This window comes from Marinicella litoralis (assembly GCF_002591915.1).
GTDB lineage: Bacteria > Pseudomonadota > Gammaproteobacteria > Xanthomonadales > Marinicellaceae > Marinicella > Marinicella litoralis.
In genome coordinates this window covers 652149-668999 of record NZ_NIHB01000002.1, presented here as the reverse complement: position 1 = coordinate 668999, position 16851 = coordinate 652149, and the positions used below count along the sequence as shown (strand labels likewise).

Here is a 16851-nt window from a genome sequence, read left to right as displayed (position 1 = left end):
TGTTCACAAGCACTTCGTTAATAATGGGGAGGTACTTCATCCATTGGTTTGATGTCACTGATGTCGCTCTGCACTTGTTTCATGTGCTTGCTCAAGTTTTGAATGATTGCCAGGAGGTCATCTATCTTTTTGGTTTGTTGGTAAACCATTTTATTCAAGTCGTCCGCGGTGTCTTCTAAAAATGCGATGCGGGTTTCTAGATCAATCAATTTGTTTTCTGTCACGGGTGGCCTTTCTATCGGTTTGGTTGTCATAGTATAATGCATTTATATGTTGAAGGATGAATAGAAAATGACCCGCAAAAAGAGTTTGCTTACTGAACTCGCAGAACGAAGAATTCCCCAAATATTGGGTATGTATGTGGCTGCTGTTTGGTTGGCCGTTGAAATAGGTGATTGGATGAGTGAGCGCTTCGATGTGCCCACCCAGTTTTCATCCTATGTGTTTGTGATTTTGATTTCATTTCTGCCCTTGGTGGCCTTGTTGGCTTGGGGCCATGGACGACCAGGGAAAGACAAATGGACCCAAAAACAAATTATATTTATTCCTTTTAATTCATTACTGGCATGGTTTGCTGTCACCACTTTCATCCAACCCGTAGACAAGGTTCAGGCCACAGAAATTTTGAGTTTGACTGATGTGCAAACTGGCAAAATGGTTGATTATGAAGTGGCCAGATCTGGCATGAGTCAGAAAGTCTATGGCTTTTTTTGGGAAAATAAGACTGGCGATGAAACTTTGGACTGGTTGAGTTATGGCTCAATGTGGATGGTGGCCAAAGATTTGATGCGCAACCCAATCATATCTATACGTACCCCCTATGAATCGCCTGCTTTATTAAGTGCCATTACCAGTAAAGGATACGACCGTGCGCTTGGTGAGCCCTTGTCCTTGGATTTGAGCATAGCCAATGATCGTGATTCTCAGTGGATGATCAAAGGACAAATCTTGCAAGATGAAGGAAAAATAAGCTTTGAAGCCTCTTTGTACGATGTCGTAAGCGGTGCTTTACTGACCACCATATCATCTTCTTACGATGATTGGTTATTTGCCTTGGATGATGTGGCTGAACAACTGGCCAAGGTGATTTTAAACAAAGCCAACATAAAAGTGGACGCCAATGTGATACCTGATATGCCCATATCACAACACATTTCCAATAATTTAGCAGCCATTGAATCTGTGATTGATTCTTTGAATGCTGTGGCTTTAGACAATGATTTTGAACAGGGCATCAGTCACCTTAAAATGGCATTGTCATCAGATGAAAAATTGGCTGAGGCTTATGTCTTGTTGATTGACTATTATCGAGGCATGGGTGATTTTGCATCAGCCAAATCAGCCGCTGAATCGGCATTGAAACTGGAATACAACCTGTCTCAAGAAACACTGTTGAAAGTCAAAGCCAATTATTATGCCATCAATGGTGAGACCGACAAGGCCATCAAAGTGTTAGAAAACTGGGTCAAACTGTACCCGAAAAGTGCAGATGCCTTACAAATTCTAGGTGCCAATTACATGGTGATTGGTCATCGCTTGGATGATGCCTTGTCGACCTATCAAAAGCTTGCGGAGTTACAAGAAATCAATTCAACTGCATTGATCAATCAAGCCAGAATCTATCGCTTAAAAGGTGAACAAGCAAATGCCATCAAGGCCTTGAATGCTTATTTATTAAGTAGCCCCGACAAAGCTGAGCCACATTTGGAAATGGCCAGCACTTATTTGCAGTTTGGTGACATTGCGGCTGCCAAATCACATTTTGAAGATGCCAGTTTAATGAGCTTCAATGACATTGATGCCGATTTAGGCCTGGCCAAAGTCATGGCATTAGAGGGGCGTATTTTGGATGCCATTCAAGCTTTGGATGCTTTGCGCTTGAAGGCAGACAATGATGCCGATCGAGTCAAAATTTTGACAGAAAAAGAAAACCTGTTGTTCTACCTGGGACGATTGGAAGAGGCCATGCAGGTGCTTGATGAAATGCGTGCCATCAGCCAATCATTCATGCCACCTTTGTCGCTCAACTTGATGTTTGGTAGTAAAAAAATATCCTATTTGGCTTACTTACAACGTTTTGATGAAGCTTGGGCAGCCTATGCTGACATGCAAGCAGAAACCAAACCTCCATTTAATCAGATGTTGGAGATTATCGCCAAATCTGTACATGATCTGGCGGGTAATTTTGAGCAATCTGCAGCATCTTTAAAGCGTTTTGAGAAGTTTAAGAATGAATTTCAAATGAATGTATATGATCAGTTCATTTATGCATCCAGAGCCATTGAAGCCAGGCATGCGGGTAAGTTTGAAGAAGCCATTGAACTTCATGATCAGGCCATCAATGAGTCAAATCAGTCTTTTCTCACGCTAAACTCTTTGTATGTGGTGGATGAGTTGAAATACCAGAAAGCATTGACCTTGTTTGAATTTGGAAAATTTCAATCTGCCATAAACATCATTGATGAAACGTTGCAACGCAATCCAATACTTGGGCAATCCATGTTGTTAAAAGCCAGGGCACTGTATGAATTAGGTGCACTCGAAGAAGCCATTGATTTAACCGAAAAAATCAAGTCCATTTGGCAAGATGCAGATGCAGATTTCAAAGACTTGATTGAGCTAAAGGCTTTCGAAGAACAAATAGCTGCCACTTAAGGTCTCTTTAAATGCGGGGAGATACAATCTGCTAGGCTGTTGGGTTTTTGTGGAGTTATTGAAATTCACAGAAGGAGTTGATGCATGCGTCTTAAGATTAAGCTGGGTCAAATCAAATTTGGCCCAGCTTGAGTACCTTTTTGATCAGAGCCAATAAAACTTAACAGCCTTCGGTAGGGAGACAAGTACCTTCTGTAGGTAAATAAGTATACCAAGTCACAATGGCTTGACCTTCGTTTAAGTAATCAATGGTAAAACCTTCGCCATCAAAAAGTTCTCCACCGTAAAATGTTCCACCCATGAATGAAGCTTCATTCATCAATTCGTACCCTTGGCTCTCACAAGCTTGTCCACTGGCATTCATGGCCAATCGACCCACTTGATAACCGCCACTTCCAAAGGCAACACCATTGATGGCCAAAACAGAGTCATAAGTCATCTGAGCAGTGTGACAACTTGAAAATTCAAAGGTCATCGTGCCCCAAAAAACATTGTTGACATCATCAGGATTAAAATCAAGACCAAAAGCCCCACCCGTAGTGGCAAACGAACTGACTGTTAATTGATTGCCGTCAATGGTGCCAAGCCCGGTTAAAAAGGCTTGGCGCATGCCTGTAACTTCTGCGACGTTGGTCTGTTTTTGTAAACGATAAACAAAAGTAGCTCCAGCAAGACCGCCGCTGCGATTGGCGACCAATGTTTCAAAACTGAAATCACTGAGTTGATACCGTCTGACCGTATTTAAGGTGTCGGATGTCAATAGTATATGATCAGGGCCGTCCTGCATCATTCCCGCAGGACCAGGTAATCCGCTGATGACTTCACCTTGAAATTGGCCATTTAATGAATAGCTGTATACTGCCAGATTGCCCCACGCGGTGACCAAAATGCGATCATTCAAAAAAAGAATGGAACGTGGCTGGTTCAAGCCATTTGCACCCGAGGAAATGAACTGGCTGGTACTGCCATTCATTGGATTCACTTTAAGTACATTGTCAGAGTCATATCCTGGGACGTACAGCTGTCCATCAGGGCCCATCGCCATGCCGATATCTATGCCTTGAATTTGACCATTGTTGACTGGTAAAACAGTGCGCACAGCTTGCCAAGTTTGGGTGTTCAATTCAATGATGTTGTTACCTGAATAGCTTCCTAGATAGACATGGTTGTCGTCTTTCTTAACCACAGTAATGGGATTATCCATCAGATCAGATGCAACTACCGTGGTGGCCGTGGATAGCGTGGCTTGATCAAATTTTATTAATTTGTGGTTTGACTCACTGACAACAATAACGTCTCCATTGGGGTCTTGGAAAATAGATTGCGGGCCATCTAAAACACCGTTCTCTGCCAAATCTCTGATGTATTGGCCATCACAACCATCAAAGATTTTGACATTGTCATTAAACCAACTACTGACCAGCAACAAAGAGTCACAGTTAGGATTGCCTAAATCTTGTGCATCTACGAAAGGGCTGGTTATAATGAGGGTTAATATTAATCGTATATTTTTCATGTTCATCTCTTGTTTATTAAAGGCTTAAAATTATTCTTTTCTCCATGAAAAAACCTTCGCAAAACTTCTTTTTTGCTTATCCAGCATGAAGAAAGTCGCTGAAAGTATGCAGAGCAAACCCATCGTTTGGTTAATCGGTGAATGGCGGTACCACCCAGACAATGGTTTGTTGAAAAACAACAACAACGAAGTGCGGTTGTCTACTCAATTGAATCTGGTGTTGTCATTGCTGATAGAACATGCGCCCAATGTGGTGACGCGGCAACAATTTTTAGATCATGTTTGGCACGATAAATATGTCAATGAAGATGCGCTGTCACGTACCATTGCGGAACTGAGAAAAATATTGGGTGATTCAGCAAGCCAAGCAAAATACATCAAAACCATTCCTAAGAAGGGCTATCAACTCACCCAAATGATTGAGCCTTTGAAAGCGCGGAATGTTCGGGTCACAAAAAGTGTTGGCGTCTTGTTGTTTACAGTCAGCGTCTTGTTGCTGTCGGTTTATTTCAATCAACAAGAATCAATGGAAAGCACATTACAAACTGCATTAGCGGCTGCCAGCCGAGTCACCTTTCAACCTGGAATGGAGCAACAAAGTGAATTAAGTGAGGATGGTGCTTGGTTAAGCTATGTGCGCAATGATGAGCAAGGCAGTCAAATTATCATAGAGTCAATGCTTGATGCCAATCAACAGCAGATCATACAATTGGCCCATCACAGCTTATCATCACCGGTTTTTTTGTCTGATCAAAACCTGCTCATTTTTACAGCCCGTGAGCAAAGCCAATGTCACCTCAAAAGTTACCATATTTCAAAACAACTGTTTGTGGATTTAGGAACCTGTTTTTTCAATGCAGAGTCCCGAACAATCGATTGGAATTCCGTCACTCAGAAGTTGTACTATGCTGATCAGGCAGTGGGTGATGGTGAAGCACTGGTGGGAATCAGCCAGTTAGACTTGAAATCTAATGAAAAATCCAGACTGACTTTTCCAGCGTCAAGCAACCAACAAGACTGGTCTCCTCGGGTCAGTCCTGATCAAAAATACCTCAGTTTTTCCAGAGGTAACCAATCGGTGAGGAACCTTTGGATTAAATCGTTCATATCAGGTAAGGAGTGGCCCCTCACTTTGGGTGAACATTATTCGGTCAGTCATGATTGGTATGATGATGACCACATCGTGTTTGATTCTGATTTGAGTGGCAGTAGACAACTTTGGCTGTTGAACATTCATGAAAAATCACCGGTACTTTTAGGTGCTTATGGCGCTCAACACCCTTCGTTTGACCAGCGAAGAAGCACCATGACTTTTCAGGTGGTCAGTTATGAAGCCAATATTTGGATGTTCGACACCAAAAATAAAAGTTATCAGCGACTGATTCATTCCACAAAATATGACAACTATCCTGCGTTTTCACCCAATGGTACACAGTTTCTGTTTTCCTCCAATCGACAAGACCAAAGCTCAATTTGGATTTATGATTTTAAACAATCTAAAGAAAAATTACTGGTGACTCTACCGAATGTTAAATTGACTCGACCTTCTTGGCACAGCAATGGCAGAGACATTCTGATCACCACCAATGACAACAAGGGTTATGGTACCTTGGTTTTTAATAGTGAGACCCTGCAAACACATACCTTGGATTTTGGTCAGGGGCATTTAGCCTCCAGGGAGTACCAGGGCGTATTTTTTGCCTTGGCCAAGTCAAAAGAAGTGAACAATAAAATCCTGCAATTAAAAGCCGGCAAAGTCACTGTACTGCCTCCTCAATCAGTCAGTCGCTTTATGATTTTATCTGATGGTAGATTGGTGTATTCAAGTTCTGTTGAAGCGGGATTGTTTATTTATGACCCTTTGACTGAAAAATCCCAGTTGTTAACCCCATCTGTCAGGATGTCTGCCATGAATTTATGGACGGCCATCAATCAAGCCGTGTATTTTGACCTGAATTCAAACCAATCAGCTGAGTCATCAGGGATTTGGCGCTTAGACGTGACTACGGGAGACCAAACATTCATCACCAGTCACCGGCCTTATTCAGTTGGAACTTCATTAAGTGTCAATCGAGCTGAGGATCGTCTATTGATTACGCGCACAGATCGAGCCGAGTCAGATGTTTTGCGGACACAATTACAATGAATCATCCAGAAAAAGTTGAGAAACCCTTTTCTCCTTCTTGTGAAAGGAATCAATCGGTGTTGCTTGAGGTATTGAAACAACACCTTCGTACAGATGACAAACAGGTGTTGGAAATTGGTTCAGGTACTGGGCAACACGCTGTATTCTTTGCTGAAAACTTGCCTGCCTTGCTGTGGCAAACTTCTGACATCAAAGCCAACCATGCCGGCATCCAATTGTGGTTGGATGAAGCCAATTTAAATAATGTTCAATCACCCATTGAATATGAAATTGGTAAAGACCAATGGCCAGATATTAAGGCTGATTTGATTTTTAGTGCCAATACCTTACACATCATTCCATTTGAATGGGTTAAATTACTGATTCAAAGCATGGGACAAAACCTCAGAAAAGGCGCTTTGGTGATGTTTTATGGCCCATTCAAATACCAGGGTGAATTCACCTCTGCATCCAATGCCGATTTCGATTTGTGGTTGAAAGACATCGACCCATTGCGTGGTGTGCGTGACTTTGAAACCATTGTTGCATTAATGGATGAACAAAGATTACCCTTACGTCAAGACATCAATATGCCCGCCAACAACCAAATGTTAATTTTTGAACGACTATGATTAAATTCCAAGACATCAAGCAAGCCCAGCATCGGATTAAACCTTACATCAACGACACGCCCGTACTCAGCTCAACTTTGTTGAATCAATGGCTGGGACATGAAATCTATTTCAAAGCGGAGTGCTTACAAAAAATTGGTGCTTTTAAAGCCCGAGGCGGATGTAATGCGATTCAAGTGTTGCGTGAACAGCACAATGACATCAAACGAGTGGTGGCTCAGTCTTCTGGCAATCATGCCCAAGCAGTGGCATGGGCAGCGGCTCAGTTCGCTTTACCGGCCACCATTTTTATGCCGGTATTTGCTTCCAAAGTGAAAACCCAAGCCACACGTTCCTACGGTGCCGAAGTCAAACAATACAAAACCCGAATGGCAGTGGATCAAGCCGTTGAAGCTGCGGCTGCTGAAGCGGGGGTCTATTGGATTCCACCCTATAATGATTATTCGGTGATTGCAGGTCAGGGAACGGTTGCACTGGAAGCACTGCAACAGGTCAATCAGTCCATCAACGCTGTGTTCGCCCCGTGTGGTGGCGGTGGTTTGATTTCAGGTAGTTTAGTGGCAACCCGTGAATTGCAACCCAAGGCCCAAGTCATTGCCGCTGAACCAATGGCTGGTGATGATGCTTTTCAATCTTATCAGACTGGGCAGATACAACACTTGGATGATGCACCAAAAACTTTGGCTGATGGTGCCATGACATTATCAATTGGTGAGAAAACATTTGAGCACATCAAACACCTGGATGACTTTTACACGGTTGCAGAAACGCCCATGGCCTATTGGACACAATGGTTACAACATTTACTTAAACTGCATGTTGAGCCGACTTCAGCCATGACCATGGATGCGGTGTGTCAATGGTTGCGTAAACAAACATCTAAACAGAAAGTGTTGGTGATTATTTCGGGCGGTAACATTGATGTCGAAATGATGCAAAAGATCTGGCAAGTGGATTACCTATGTAACACGCCTGCTTTGTCAGTTAATGGTTGAGCTTTTACTGTATTTCCTTGACCAGCCTGAATCCTACATGCGAGTAGGTTTCATTGGTGGGTAAGGGGTCCAACTTTAATGGGTCAACACCCTGGCCAGAACGCCATGAAGTGCCTGCTACACATCCTTTGTTGCCATTACAGTTGCTGACCCATTCTGCCACATTACCATTGTAGTCATTGATATTGATTTTGGCAGCGAATGAATTGATGGGCGCGGTGAATGTAAAACCATCATGACAAGTCAAAGGATTGTCGGTTGCTTTGCTTTCATCTTCAACTTCAGCACCAGCCACATTGGCTGATTGACAATGGTGTGTAGGCCTGACTTGCTGATTGATGTATTGCCATTCTTGCGCTGTGGGCAAGCGGTAAGTGTCGCCTGTTTTAGCACTTAACCAAGTGGCATAAGCTTTCGCATGATTGAAAGAGACGCAAACCACAGGATGGTTGCTGGTTTGATCAAATGGTGGTTTGGCCCAAGTTTTCTTGAAAAAGGACTTTTTACCGTAATGTGAACATTTTTCCTCAGTGAATTTGTCACCTGCAAATGATTCAAATTGGGCTACGGTGACCTCCGACTGGCTCACCAAAAGATCATTCATTGTGGTTGGGTTGTAAACAGGTATAAAAACAAACTGATGACCCAATGTATCTGTGCTGACATCACCTTTGATGGGAATATTGTCATAATTGCTTTGCAAATTGTTGATGACTGGTGCGTCAGGCACCAATAATTTTGCCATCTTCAGGTAGTTTTCAGTGGCTGGGTTCCTGCGTCTCTGCTGAATGGCTTGTTTGACTTTTTGGTCAGTGGCGGACATGATCGCACTGACTTGTTTATCAAACAACCCACGATCTATTTGATAAGTTTCAATGTAACTAACTACAGATTGAATGTGTTTTAATGCGGCAGTCGTATCCTCTTTTTTAAGTTTACTGTTGATTAACCTGAAATAATAGACACCCACTTGATTGAGGCCTGTTTGCGCTTCTGCGTGATCTGGATGTTCCAACAAGATTTTTTGAAACTTATCAGCGGCATTTTCACCTTTGGGTTTGGTTAAACGGTATTTGCTGAGTAATTGTTGGGCTTCATTCAAAGTCACTTCGATTGACATTTCATTGATTTGATCGTTGTCTAAGTTTCCAGTTAAATCAATCAGTTCGGCATCTTCGTCCAATTCAGGGTCGGCTTCGATGACACCGAAGGTCAAAGTCAGGGGGTCATTGTCAGGTGTTTCATTTGAAACCAATGGCTGTTGTGCAGCTGGTTCAGGGTCCTGATCAGCCGCTTCGACTGGTTCGGTTGGTTCGATTGTTGTAGCTGTTGTTGCGGGTTCAATGATGTCTGTGTCAGAACCCATAAAAAGCCAAGCAGTGGTTACAAGCAGGGTCAGAATCACCCCTGCCGCAATCACCAACTTGGCTGGTGACAATTGAGAAAGCGATGGATTTTTGCTTTGTCCTATTTTCTCGTTACTGGATTTACTGTATTTGATTTCCAGTAGGGCATCTTTGACTTCTTCCACAGACTGGTAGCGGTCTTCAGGGTCTTTGGCCAAGCAAGTGTCTATGATCGGTTGCCATTCAGACAACGCTTTGGGTAAAGTGGGAATGGGTTTGTTGATGTGAGACATTAGTATAGAAAAATCATTGCCTGCATCAAACACATGATCACCGGTTAATTTCTCATAAATGATACAACCCAAACTGTAAATATCTGTATGAAAATCAATCATCTTGGATTGAATTTGTTCTGGACTCATGAAATGGGCACTGCCCAATAACTGAGTGTCCTTGGTTTTTCGTTTGATGTTTTTAGATATAGCGATACCAAAATCAGCGATTTTAATGCGACCAAATTGATCAAATAATATATTTTCTGGTTTCAAGTCACGGTGTATAACGCCATGTTTGTGGGCATGTGATAAACCATCACAAATCTGACACAGCAATTCAATCAAATGATCAGAATTGGTACAAATGATTTCACCAAAATCTCCATGGGTTAAATAGGGCATGGTGAAATAGGCCAAGCCTGAAGGTAATTTTTTGGCTTCGTAAATGCTGATGATGTGTGGGTGGTCCAAAGAAGCGACTGTTTTGGCCTCATCGACAAACCGCTCAGACAAGGTTTTGTCATCCATCACTAATTTTTTCAATACTTTGATGGCGACTTTGCGTTGCAAGGATATTTGACGTCCTAAATAAACAGCCGACATGCCACCTTCACCAATTTTATCTAATATGGTGTGGTCTGGAATGGATAAATTTAGTTTCGGAACCGTTTTCAACATACGTTCTTTATATGACAGGTTTTCATTTTAACTCATTAACTGTGAATTTAATTAAAATTAGTCGAAGGATTAAGATGTTTCTGTGATGGCCGTCAAAAGAATAAAATTAATTTATTTTCATTGGCATCTCATGTGTCAATTTAGGTCAGTCTTAAAGATAAAATTGGAATATGTCTACATCAAGCTTGTGGTTGTTCGCTAACTGAATACAATGTTGAGCCAATTTCCAATGAAAAATATTCATGTCACTCATCAGTTTCGACAAAGTAAGTATTGATTTCGGTGCTCATCCCATTTTGCACTCGGTTAATTTAACCATTTCCAAAGGACAAAAATTGGCCTTGATTGGTCGCAACGGTGAAGGTAAATCCACTTTGTTGAAAATCATGGCTGGAGAAATGCCTATTGATGATGGTCAAGTCATTAAACAGGATGGTATGAAAGTGGCGATGATGAAACAATCAGCAGTCAATGAATCTGAATCCACCGTCAGGGAGTTTTTATTACACGCCTTGGGTGAAGTGGGTCATGCTTTGGAGCAATACGAAACCGCTGTCGATCCTAATAAAATGGCGGAATATCAACATGTGATTGATGAAAACAATGGTTGGGAATTGCTGCAGCAGATAGATGTGGTGACCACCAAATTAAAGCTCAACCCTAATGACGTGATTAAATCCTTGTCAGGTGGGGTCAGGCGTCGAATCAATTTGGCCGCTGCGTTGGTACAAATGCCAGACGTGCTGTTATTAGATGAACCGACCAATCATTTGGACATCGAAAGTATCCTGTGGCTACAAGACATGGTCAATAAACTGCATTGTGCCGTTGTTTTTGTCACTCATGACAGGACATTTTTGAAAAGCATAGCCAACGGCATCATTGAATTGGACCGAGGAAAAATATACCAATACGACTGTAATTATGAAACGTATTTGGTTAGGCGCGAGGACCGTTTGGATGCCGAAGTCAAAGAATGGGAGCGTTTGGATAAAAAACTCAGTCAAGAAGAGGTGTGGGTGCGGCAAGGCATCAAAGCCAGAAGAACCAGAAGTGAAAGTCGGGTTAAAGACTTGGTGGCATTGCGCGAAGAACGCAAAACCCGTCGCACGCAATCTGGAACCACCAAAGCAGCAATTAATGTGGCCGATGCCAGCGGTAAAAAAGTCATTGTGGCGCACAATGTGGGCTTTAAATACGGTGACCAAACCATCCTCAAAGGCTTTTCAACCAAAATCATGCGTGGTGATAAAGTCGGTATCATTGGTCCAAATGGTGTTGGAAAGACCACCATGGTACAGTTATTGTTGGGTGAGATTGAACCCCAAGAAGGTTCGGTGAAAGTGGGTACCGGTGTTGAAGTGGCATATTTTGATCAGCTCAAACAAGCAATCAATGATGAAGACACGGTACAAAATAACCTGCAATTGGGCACGGATTTTGTCGAAATCAATGGCAAGCCACGACATGTAATTTCTTATTTACAAGATTTTCTGTTCAATGCTGAAAAGATTCGAGGACCAGCCAGCGTCTTGTCAGGTGGTGAACGGTCTCGCTTATTATTGGCACGTCTGTTTGCGCGTCCGGCTAATGTGATTGTAATGGATGAGCCGACCAATGATTTAGATATGGAGACCTTGGATTTGATTCAAGACCTGTTGTTTGATTTCAAAGGAACATTAATCTTGATCAGTCATGATCGAGATTTTATTGATAATGTGTGTACCCAAACCATTGTTTATGAAAACCCTGTCGATGGCGTTTATGACGTCAATGAATACATTGGTGGTTATGAAGATTATTTGAGGCAAAGGCGCCAACCGGAAACCAATAAAGCACCCAAAAAAGACAAAGCAAAGCCAATTGAAAAAACCAAAACTGACAACAGCCATAAATTGACCTTCAAAGAAAAGCATGAATTGGAACAATTACCATCGATCATAGATCAACTAGAAAGCCAAATAGCTGCTTTGTCAGAACAAGTTTGTGACCCTGAATTTTATAACAAAGCCGAGGCTGATATTAAAAAGGTGACAACTGAATTGGCTGATAAGGAAAAAGAGTTACAAACTGTGTATAACCGTTGGGATGAATTAGAAGCCAAGGACTGAACCTGTTGTCATTTTGAGGGAGCCTTGGTGAGTAGAAGACTCTCTCCAAGTTCATGCGTTGATAAACGTAACCTGCCATCCTGTGTTTAGAGATCCTTCGGCTGCGCTCCGCTTCGCTCAGGATGACAATCGTCCATCGTTCTAACCGTGCTTAAGCGAGTGCAGATACTGTGTTGAAAGCATTTTTGCTAAGTTTAGTTAGCATGTTGTTTTGTTTTCAACCTCTATTTTCTATACCTTGTCAGCATATTTATTCATATCAATGAATTTTCAATACTATGATTTCTTCCTATATTCAGAAATCTCAGGTGAAATCAATCCTAACCCAAAATGCGATTGAATTTACCAATCAAGTGATGCAGTTGTGCTCGCTCATCTTGGTTCAATTGACTGAGCAGTTCTTCTTCATAGCGCAGGGCATCCGGGATGACTGCCCGCATTAAGTACCGACCACGTTCATTCAATTCATAGTTTTTAGCACGTGCGTCTAATGGGTGCTGTGATTGTGTCAGGTAGTTTTTTTGCACCAATGATTTAACGGTTCGGCTGATTCGGACTTTGTCCATTTGCGACAACTGCGCTATTTTTTTGGCTGTGATATCAGGGTTTTTGTATAAAATGACCAGAACACGCCATTCAGAAATGTTGATACCGAATTGGTCTTGATAATGTTCAGCAATGCCATTAGAGATTTTCAAACTCAAGATTGACAGCTGGTAAGGTAAGAATTGATTCAAGTCCATTTTCCCATTTTAATCAAAAATAGTTACAAATGAAACAAATATTAGTTTCATATGAAACTAAATGCGGATAGAATATTGTTTTTATCATATCGGGGACAACAACATGTCAGCAACCATCAACGGTTTTGGCTTCATTGAGTACTCGGCCAATGACGCCGCTCCATTACATAAATTATTTCGTCAAATGGGTTTTACCGCGATCAAAACCCACAAAAAACTGCCCATTACTTTGTACCGCCAAGGTCAAACTGATTTTTACATCAATGAATGTGACACGGGATTTGCTGCTGACTTCAGGACAGCGCATGGACCTTGTGCCTGTGGCTTTTCGATAGTTTTTGACAACAAGGAAGATGCCTTGGCTCACAGCTTGAAGGGTGGTTCGGAGCAATTGGATGTACCCAATGGATTGAATTTTCCAGCGATCAAGGGTATCGGTGATGCGGCCTTGTATATCCTGGACAAAGAAAGTTATGCCAAAGTATTGAAAGAAGACTTCAATGACATCGTTGGCATGAACCAAACTCCGACTGGTTTTGGGCTGACCTTCATCGATCATTTGACTCATAATTTGTATTTTGGCAACATGGAAAAGTGGAGCAATTACTATGAAAATCTATTTGATTTCAGAGAAATCAGGTATTTTGATATCAAAGGTCAAAAAACAGGTCTGGTTTCAAAGGCCATGACATGCCCCAATGGTTCAGTCAAAATTCCTTTGAATGAATCGGAAGATCCGAAATCACAAATCAATGAATACTTGGACGAGTACAAAGGCGAAGGCATTCAACACATCGCTTTATTTACCGATAACATCTATGAATCGGTGGAGTCAATGCGTGCAGCTGGGGTAGAGTTCATGCAAACACCTGAAACCTATTTCAGTATCATTGATCGCCGGGTGCCAGAGCACCAAGAAGATGTCGCACGGATGCAACGCAATCATATTTTGATTGATGCCGATGAAGCCACCAAAAAAGAAATTCTGTTGCAAATTTTCACCAACACTGCCATTGGTCCCATCTTTTTTGAAATCATTCAACGAAAAGGCAATGAAGGATTTGGCGAAGGGAATTTCCAGGCATTATTTGATTCGATTGAATTAGAACAACAACGTCGCGGTTATTTATAAACGAGGGTCAACGAACGGAGCTACGATATGAACGGCAAGTGGTTTAATTTTTATAAAAAACAAGGCAAGGTGGCTAAACAAGCGCACATTGGTTTTCCCAAAGACAGTTATGAACGTGAAATGGGTAAAGAAGGTTTTTTTGGCCCAGTGACTCATTTCTATCACAAGCATAAACACACGGGTTGGACCGATTTTCAAGGAGACAACCGGCCGCGTGCTTTTGACACCAATTTGTTCGGTTCAAGCCAAGCAACCCCATGGGATGCTCATGTGTTGTTAAAAAATAACCAAGTCAAAATCCGCATGTGGACTTTAGACAGCAGCATGAAAAAATTAGTCAGGAATGCCGACGGCGATGATTTGTTATTTTTTCACCAAGGCACGGCTGATTTATATTCTGATTTTGGGCATATGGTGGTTAAAGAAGGTGATTATTTGATGCTGCCCAAAGGTACCATGTGGCGTTTAGAAACCACCAATTCATGTGAAATATTGATGATTGAATCCAGCAATGGCCATTATCAATTGCCAGACAAAGGGTTGTTGGGACCAAATGCCATCGTTGATGCAGCGGTCTATAGGACGCCTGAAATCAATGCGGCATTCCAACAACAATACAGTGATGACGATTGGACAGTACAAGTCAAAAGGCTACAGAAGATTTCAACCATCAACTATCCATTCAATCCATTGGATGCCATTGGTTGGCAAGGCGACTTGATGCCGGTGGCACTTAATTGGCGTGATATTTCACCTGTCATGAGTCATCGGTTTCATGTACCCCCTTCAGCCCACACCACATTTTTGGGTAATCGATTCGTAGTTTGTACTTTTGTACCACGATTGTTTGAAACCAACCCTGAATCATTGAAAGTGCCGTTTTATCATAACAATGATGATTATGATGAGGTATTGTTTTACCATTCAGGCAATTTCTTTTCGCGAGACAATATTCACCCAGGAATGATTACCTTACACCCGACTGGTTTTACCCACGGACCTCATCCCAAAGCGATGAAAAATGCGTTTACGCAGAACAATGTGATGACTGAAGAAGTGGCAGTGATGATTGATACGCGAGACCCGCTTGAAGTGTGTGATGCGGCAGAACAAGTAGAGTGGCCAGAGTATGTGAACTCATGGCAAGAACAAAAATAATTGAATGAAACGAGATGACAATAATCAGCTTTTTATTCAAATACCTTAAAACTGAAAACAAAATATTAAAAGACTATGAAACTAACTACCATAAACAACCAAACGCGCGATGGCCAATTGGTCGTTGTCAACCGAGCGGGTAACCGAGCCGTAACAGTGCCACAAATTGCTCAAACCATGCAACAAGCCCTGGACAACTGGGACAGTGTGGCGCCACAGTTGAATACGGTCTACCAACATTTGAATGATGAAGGGCTGAATGATGCTTTTGACTTAAACTTAGATGAAGTGATGGCGCCTTTACCCAGGGCATTGCAATTTTTAGATGGCAGTGCTTATTTGGCTCATGTGGAAAGGGTTCGACGAGCACGTGGCGCTGAAATGCCTCCCAGTTTTTTAGAAGATCCATTGATGTATCAAGCGGTCAGTGATGGTTTCTTAGCGCACAACCAAGACATCGAAGTGGTCAGTGAAGAATACGGGATTGACTTTGAAGCTGAAGCTGCAGTCATCACCTCAGATGTACCGATGAATGTGTCGGCAGAGGAGGCCGGCCAGTACATTCAATTGGTGTGTATTTTGAATGACGTGTCATTGCGAAACTTGATACCTGCTGAATTGGCCAAAGGGTTTGGTTTCTTACAATCAAAACCTCGCACAGCATTGTCACCATTTTTTGTGACTCCAGATGAATTGGGTGAGGCCTGGCAAAACAATAAAATTCATTTGCCGATGCGAACCTGGTTGAACGGCGAATGGTTTGGTGAACCCAACTGTGGTGTTGATATGCAATTTGATTTTGCTCAACTGGTGGCCCATGCGGCAAAAACAAGACCATTGTGTGCTGGTGCTATCATCGGATCAGGCACGATTGCTAACCATGACATGGCCAAAGGATCCACTTGTCTGGCTGAAAAAAGGGTACTTGAAGTGATAGAACATGGCAAACCAAGTACACCTTTCATGAGCTTCGGTGATGATGTAAAAATTGAAATTACTGACGGCGAAGGTCATAACATCTTTGGCACCATCCACCAGAAAGTGGTTAAATATTAGAAAGCAGTTTTTATTCATAAGAAAAAGCCCGATGTTATCGGGCTTTTTTTTTGATCATCAATAAACGTATTGCTTTGTGACAGTCTTTCTATCTGCTGTGAATGTGGTATAAAGACAGTAACTTTATGAATGCGGATGAGCTTGGATGAAATCATTGATTGCACTGGTTGTTATTTTCTTTATTTATCAAAAGTGGGTTGTAACAGATGCTACTGCTGAACTGAACCAAACACAGGGTGCCGATGTCATTATGTATTCAGCGTCATGGTGCGGTTATTGTAAACAGGCCAGGGCGTTGTTTGAGCAGCAAGGCATTGTATATAAGGAACTAGACATTGAACAGTCATCGCAAGTCAATGCCGAAATATGAAGTTTGGAGGGCGTGTCGTGCCTTTATTTTTAATCAAAGGAGAAGTGGTTCGTGGTTAT

The 16851-nt window shown here is 42.1% G+C and carries 13 protein-coding genes; 9 read left to right on the top strand and 4 right to left on the bottom strand.

Annotation, left to right across the window (positions count from 1 at the left end; genetic code table 11):
• Positions 1-17 precede the first annotated feature (17 nt).
• Positions 18-254 (bottom strand): SlyX family protein, encoded by a 237-nt coding sequence (locus CCS90_RS09365; RefSeq protein WP_218961658.1) that lies wholly within the window; start codon positions 252-254, stop codon positions 18-20.
• 37 nt (positions 255-291) lie between these two features.
• Between CCS90_RS09365 and CCS90_RS09360 the strand changes: the two genes are divergently transcribed.
• On the top strand, positions 292-2655 hold the full coding sequence (locus tag CCS90_RS09360) for a tetratricopeptide repeat protein (RefSeq protein ID WP_099019269.1): 2364 nt from the start codon (positions 292-294) through the stop codon (positions 2653-2655).
• A 160-nt stretch (positions 2656-2815) separates the two neighbouring features.
• Here the strand turns inward: CCS90_RS09360 and CCS90_RS09355 are convergent, their stop codons facing one another.
• Complete coding sequence (locus CCS90_RS09355) at positions 2816-4171, bottom strand: NHL repeat-containing protein (protein WP_133566467.1); 1356 nt, start codon at positions 4169-4171, stop codon at positions 2816-2818.
• 85 nt (positions 4172-4256) lie between these two features.
• On the opposite strand from CCS90_RS09355, the gene CCS90_RS09350 reads away from it, so the two are divergent.
• From CCS90_RS09350 to CCS90_RS09340, 3 genes are read left to right on the top strand one after another with little or no spacing between them, the layout of a single operon-like run.
• Positions 4257-6317 (top strand): winged helix-turn-helix domain-containing protein, encoded by a 2061-nt coding sequence (locus tag CCS90_RS09350; RefSeq protein ID WP_099019267.1) that lies wholly within the window; start codon positions 4257-4259, stop codon positions 6315-6317.
• Positions 6314-6928 carry a DUF938 domain-containing protein gene (locus CCS90_RS09345; RefSeq protein ID WP_099019266.1) on the top strand — a complete coding sequence of 205 codons (615 nt, stop codon included), beginning with the start codon at positions 6314-6316 and terminating at the stop codon, positions 6926-6928. The genes CCS90_RS09350 and CCS90_RS09345 overlap by 4 nt, the downstream gene beginning before the upstream one ends.
• Positions 6925-7923, top strand: coding sequence for a serine/threonine dehydratase (locus tag CCS90_RS09340; protein WP_099019265.1), 999 nt, complete (start codon positions 6925-6927; stop codon positions 7921-7923). Before CCS90_RS09345 ends, CCS90_RS09340 begins: the two co-directional genes overlap by 4 nt.
• Before the next feature lie 4 nt (positions 7924-7927).
• Here CCS90_RS09340 and CCS90_RS09335 read toward each other — a convergent pair whose 3' ends face one another.
• Positions 7928-10219, bottom strand: a complete 2292-nt coding sequence (locus CCS90_RS09335; protein ID WP_180236521.1) for a bifunctional serine/threonine-protein kinase/formylglycine-generating enzyme family protein — start codon at positions 10217-10219, stop codon at positions 7928-7930.
• Positions 10220-10464: 245 nt separating this feature from the next.
• On the opposite strand from CCS90_RS09335, the gene CCS90_RS09330 reads away from it, so the two are divergent.
• Positions 10465-12333 carry an ATP-binding cassette domain-containing protein gene (locus CCS90_RS09330; RefSeq protein ID WP_099019263.1) on the top strand — a complete coding sequence of 623 codons (1869 nt, stop codon included), beginning with the start codon at positions 10465-10467 and terminating at the stop codon, positions 12331-12333.
• A gap of 320 nt (positions 12334-12653) precedes the next feature.
• Here the strand turns inward: CCS90_RS09330 and CCS90_RS09325 are convergent, their stop codons facing one another.
• The gene (locus tag CCS90_RS09325) at positions 12654-13070 is read right to left on the bottom strand and encodes a MarR family winged helix-turn-helix transcriptional regulator (protein ID WP_162846782.1); all 417 of its coding nucleotides are present in this window, start codon (positions 13068-13070) and stop codon (positions 12654-12656) included.
• A 67-nt stretch (positions 13071-13137) separates the two neighbouring features.
• On the opposite strand from CCS90_RS09325, the gene hppD reads away from it, so the two are divergent.
• The 4 genes from hppD to CCS90_RS09305 all read left to right on the top strand — a co-directional run bounded on the left by hppD (position 13138) and on the right by CCS90_RS09305 (position 16792).
• A complete protein-coding gene (hppD, locus tag CCS90_RS09320) occupies positions 13138-14208 on the top strand; it encodes a 4-hydroxyphenylpyruvate dioxygenase (protein WP_099019261.1) in 1071 nt (356 codons plus the stop codon).
• Positions 14209-14235: 27 nt separating this feature from the next.
• Positions 14236-15366: a homogentisate 1,2-dioxygenase gene (locus CCS90_RS09315; RefSeq protein WP_099019260.1), complete on the top strand. Its 1131-nt coding sequence runs from the start codon at positions 14236-14238 to the stop codon at positions 15364-15366.
• A 75-nt stretch (positions 15367-15441) separates the two neighbouring features.
• Positions 15442-16422 carry a fumarylacetoacetate hydrolase family protein gene (locus CCS90_RS09310; RefSeq protein ID WP_099019259.1) on the top strand — a complete coding sequence of 327 codons (981 nt, stop codon included), beginning with the start codon at positions 15442-15444 and terminating at the stop codon, positions 16420-16422.
• Positions 16423-16567: 145 nt separating this feature from the next.
• Positions 16568-16792: a glutaredoxin family protein gene (locus CCS90_RS09305; protein ID WP_099019258.1), complete on the top strand. Its 225-nt coding sequence runs from the start codon at positions 16568-16570 to the stop codon at positions 16790-16792.
• Positions 16793-16851 lie beyond the last annotated feature (59 nt).

Bases quoted from the DNA above. Each gene is read 5' to 3' on its own strand.
- CCS90_RS09330 (WP_099019263.1), top strand. From the start codon at position 10,465: ATGTCACTCATCAGTTTCGACAAAGTAAGTATTGATTTCGGTGCTCAT.
- CCS90_RS09310 (WP_099019259.1), top strand. From the start codon at position 15,442: ATGAAACTAACTACCATAAACAACCAAACGCGCGATGGCCAATTGGTC.
- CCS90_RS09360 (WP_099019269.1), top strand. From the start codon at position 292: ATGACCCGCAAAAAGAGTTTGCTTACTGAACTCGCAGAACGAAGAATT.
- CCS90_RS09345 (WP_099019266.1), top strand. From the start codon at position 6,314: ATGAATCATCCAGAAAAAGTTGAGAAACCCTTTTCTCCTTCTTGTGAA.
- CCS90_RS09350 (WP_099019267.1), top strand. From the start codon at position 4,257: ATGAAGAAAGTCGCTGAAAGTATGCAGAGCAAACCCATCGTTTGGTTA.
- CCS90_RS09315 (WP_099019260.1), top strand. From the start codon at position 14,236: ATGAACGGCAAGTGGTTTAATTTTTATAAAAAACAAGGCAAGGTGGCT.
- CCS90_RS09365 (WP_218961658.1), bottom strand. From the start codon at position 254: ATGACAACCAAACCGATAGAAAGGCCACCCGTGACAGAAAACAAATTG.
- hppD (WP_099019261.1), top strand. From the start codon at position 13,138: ATGCGGATAGAATATTGTTTTTATCATATCGGGGACAACAACATGTCA.
- CCS90_RS09355 (WP_133566467.1), bottom strand. From the start codon at position 4,171: ATGAAAAATATACGATTAATATTAACCCTCATTATAACCAGCCCTTTC.
- CCS90_RS09305 (WP_099019258.1), top strand. From the start codon at position 16,568: ATGAAATCATTGATTGCACTGGTTGTTATTTTCTTTATTTATCAAAAG.
- CCS90_RS09340 (WP_099019265.1), top strand. From the start codon at position 6,925: ATGATTAAATTCCAAGACATCAAGCAAGCCCAGCATCGGATTAAACCT.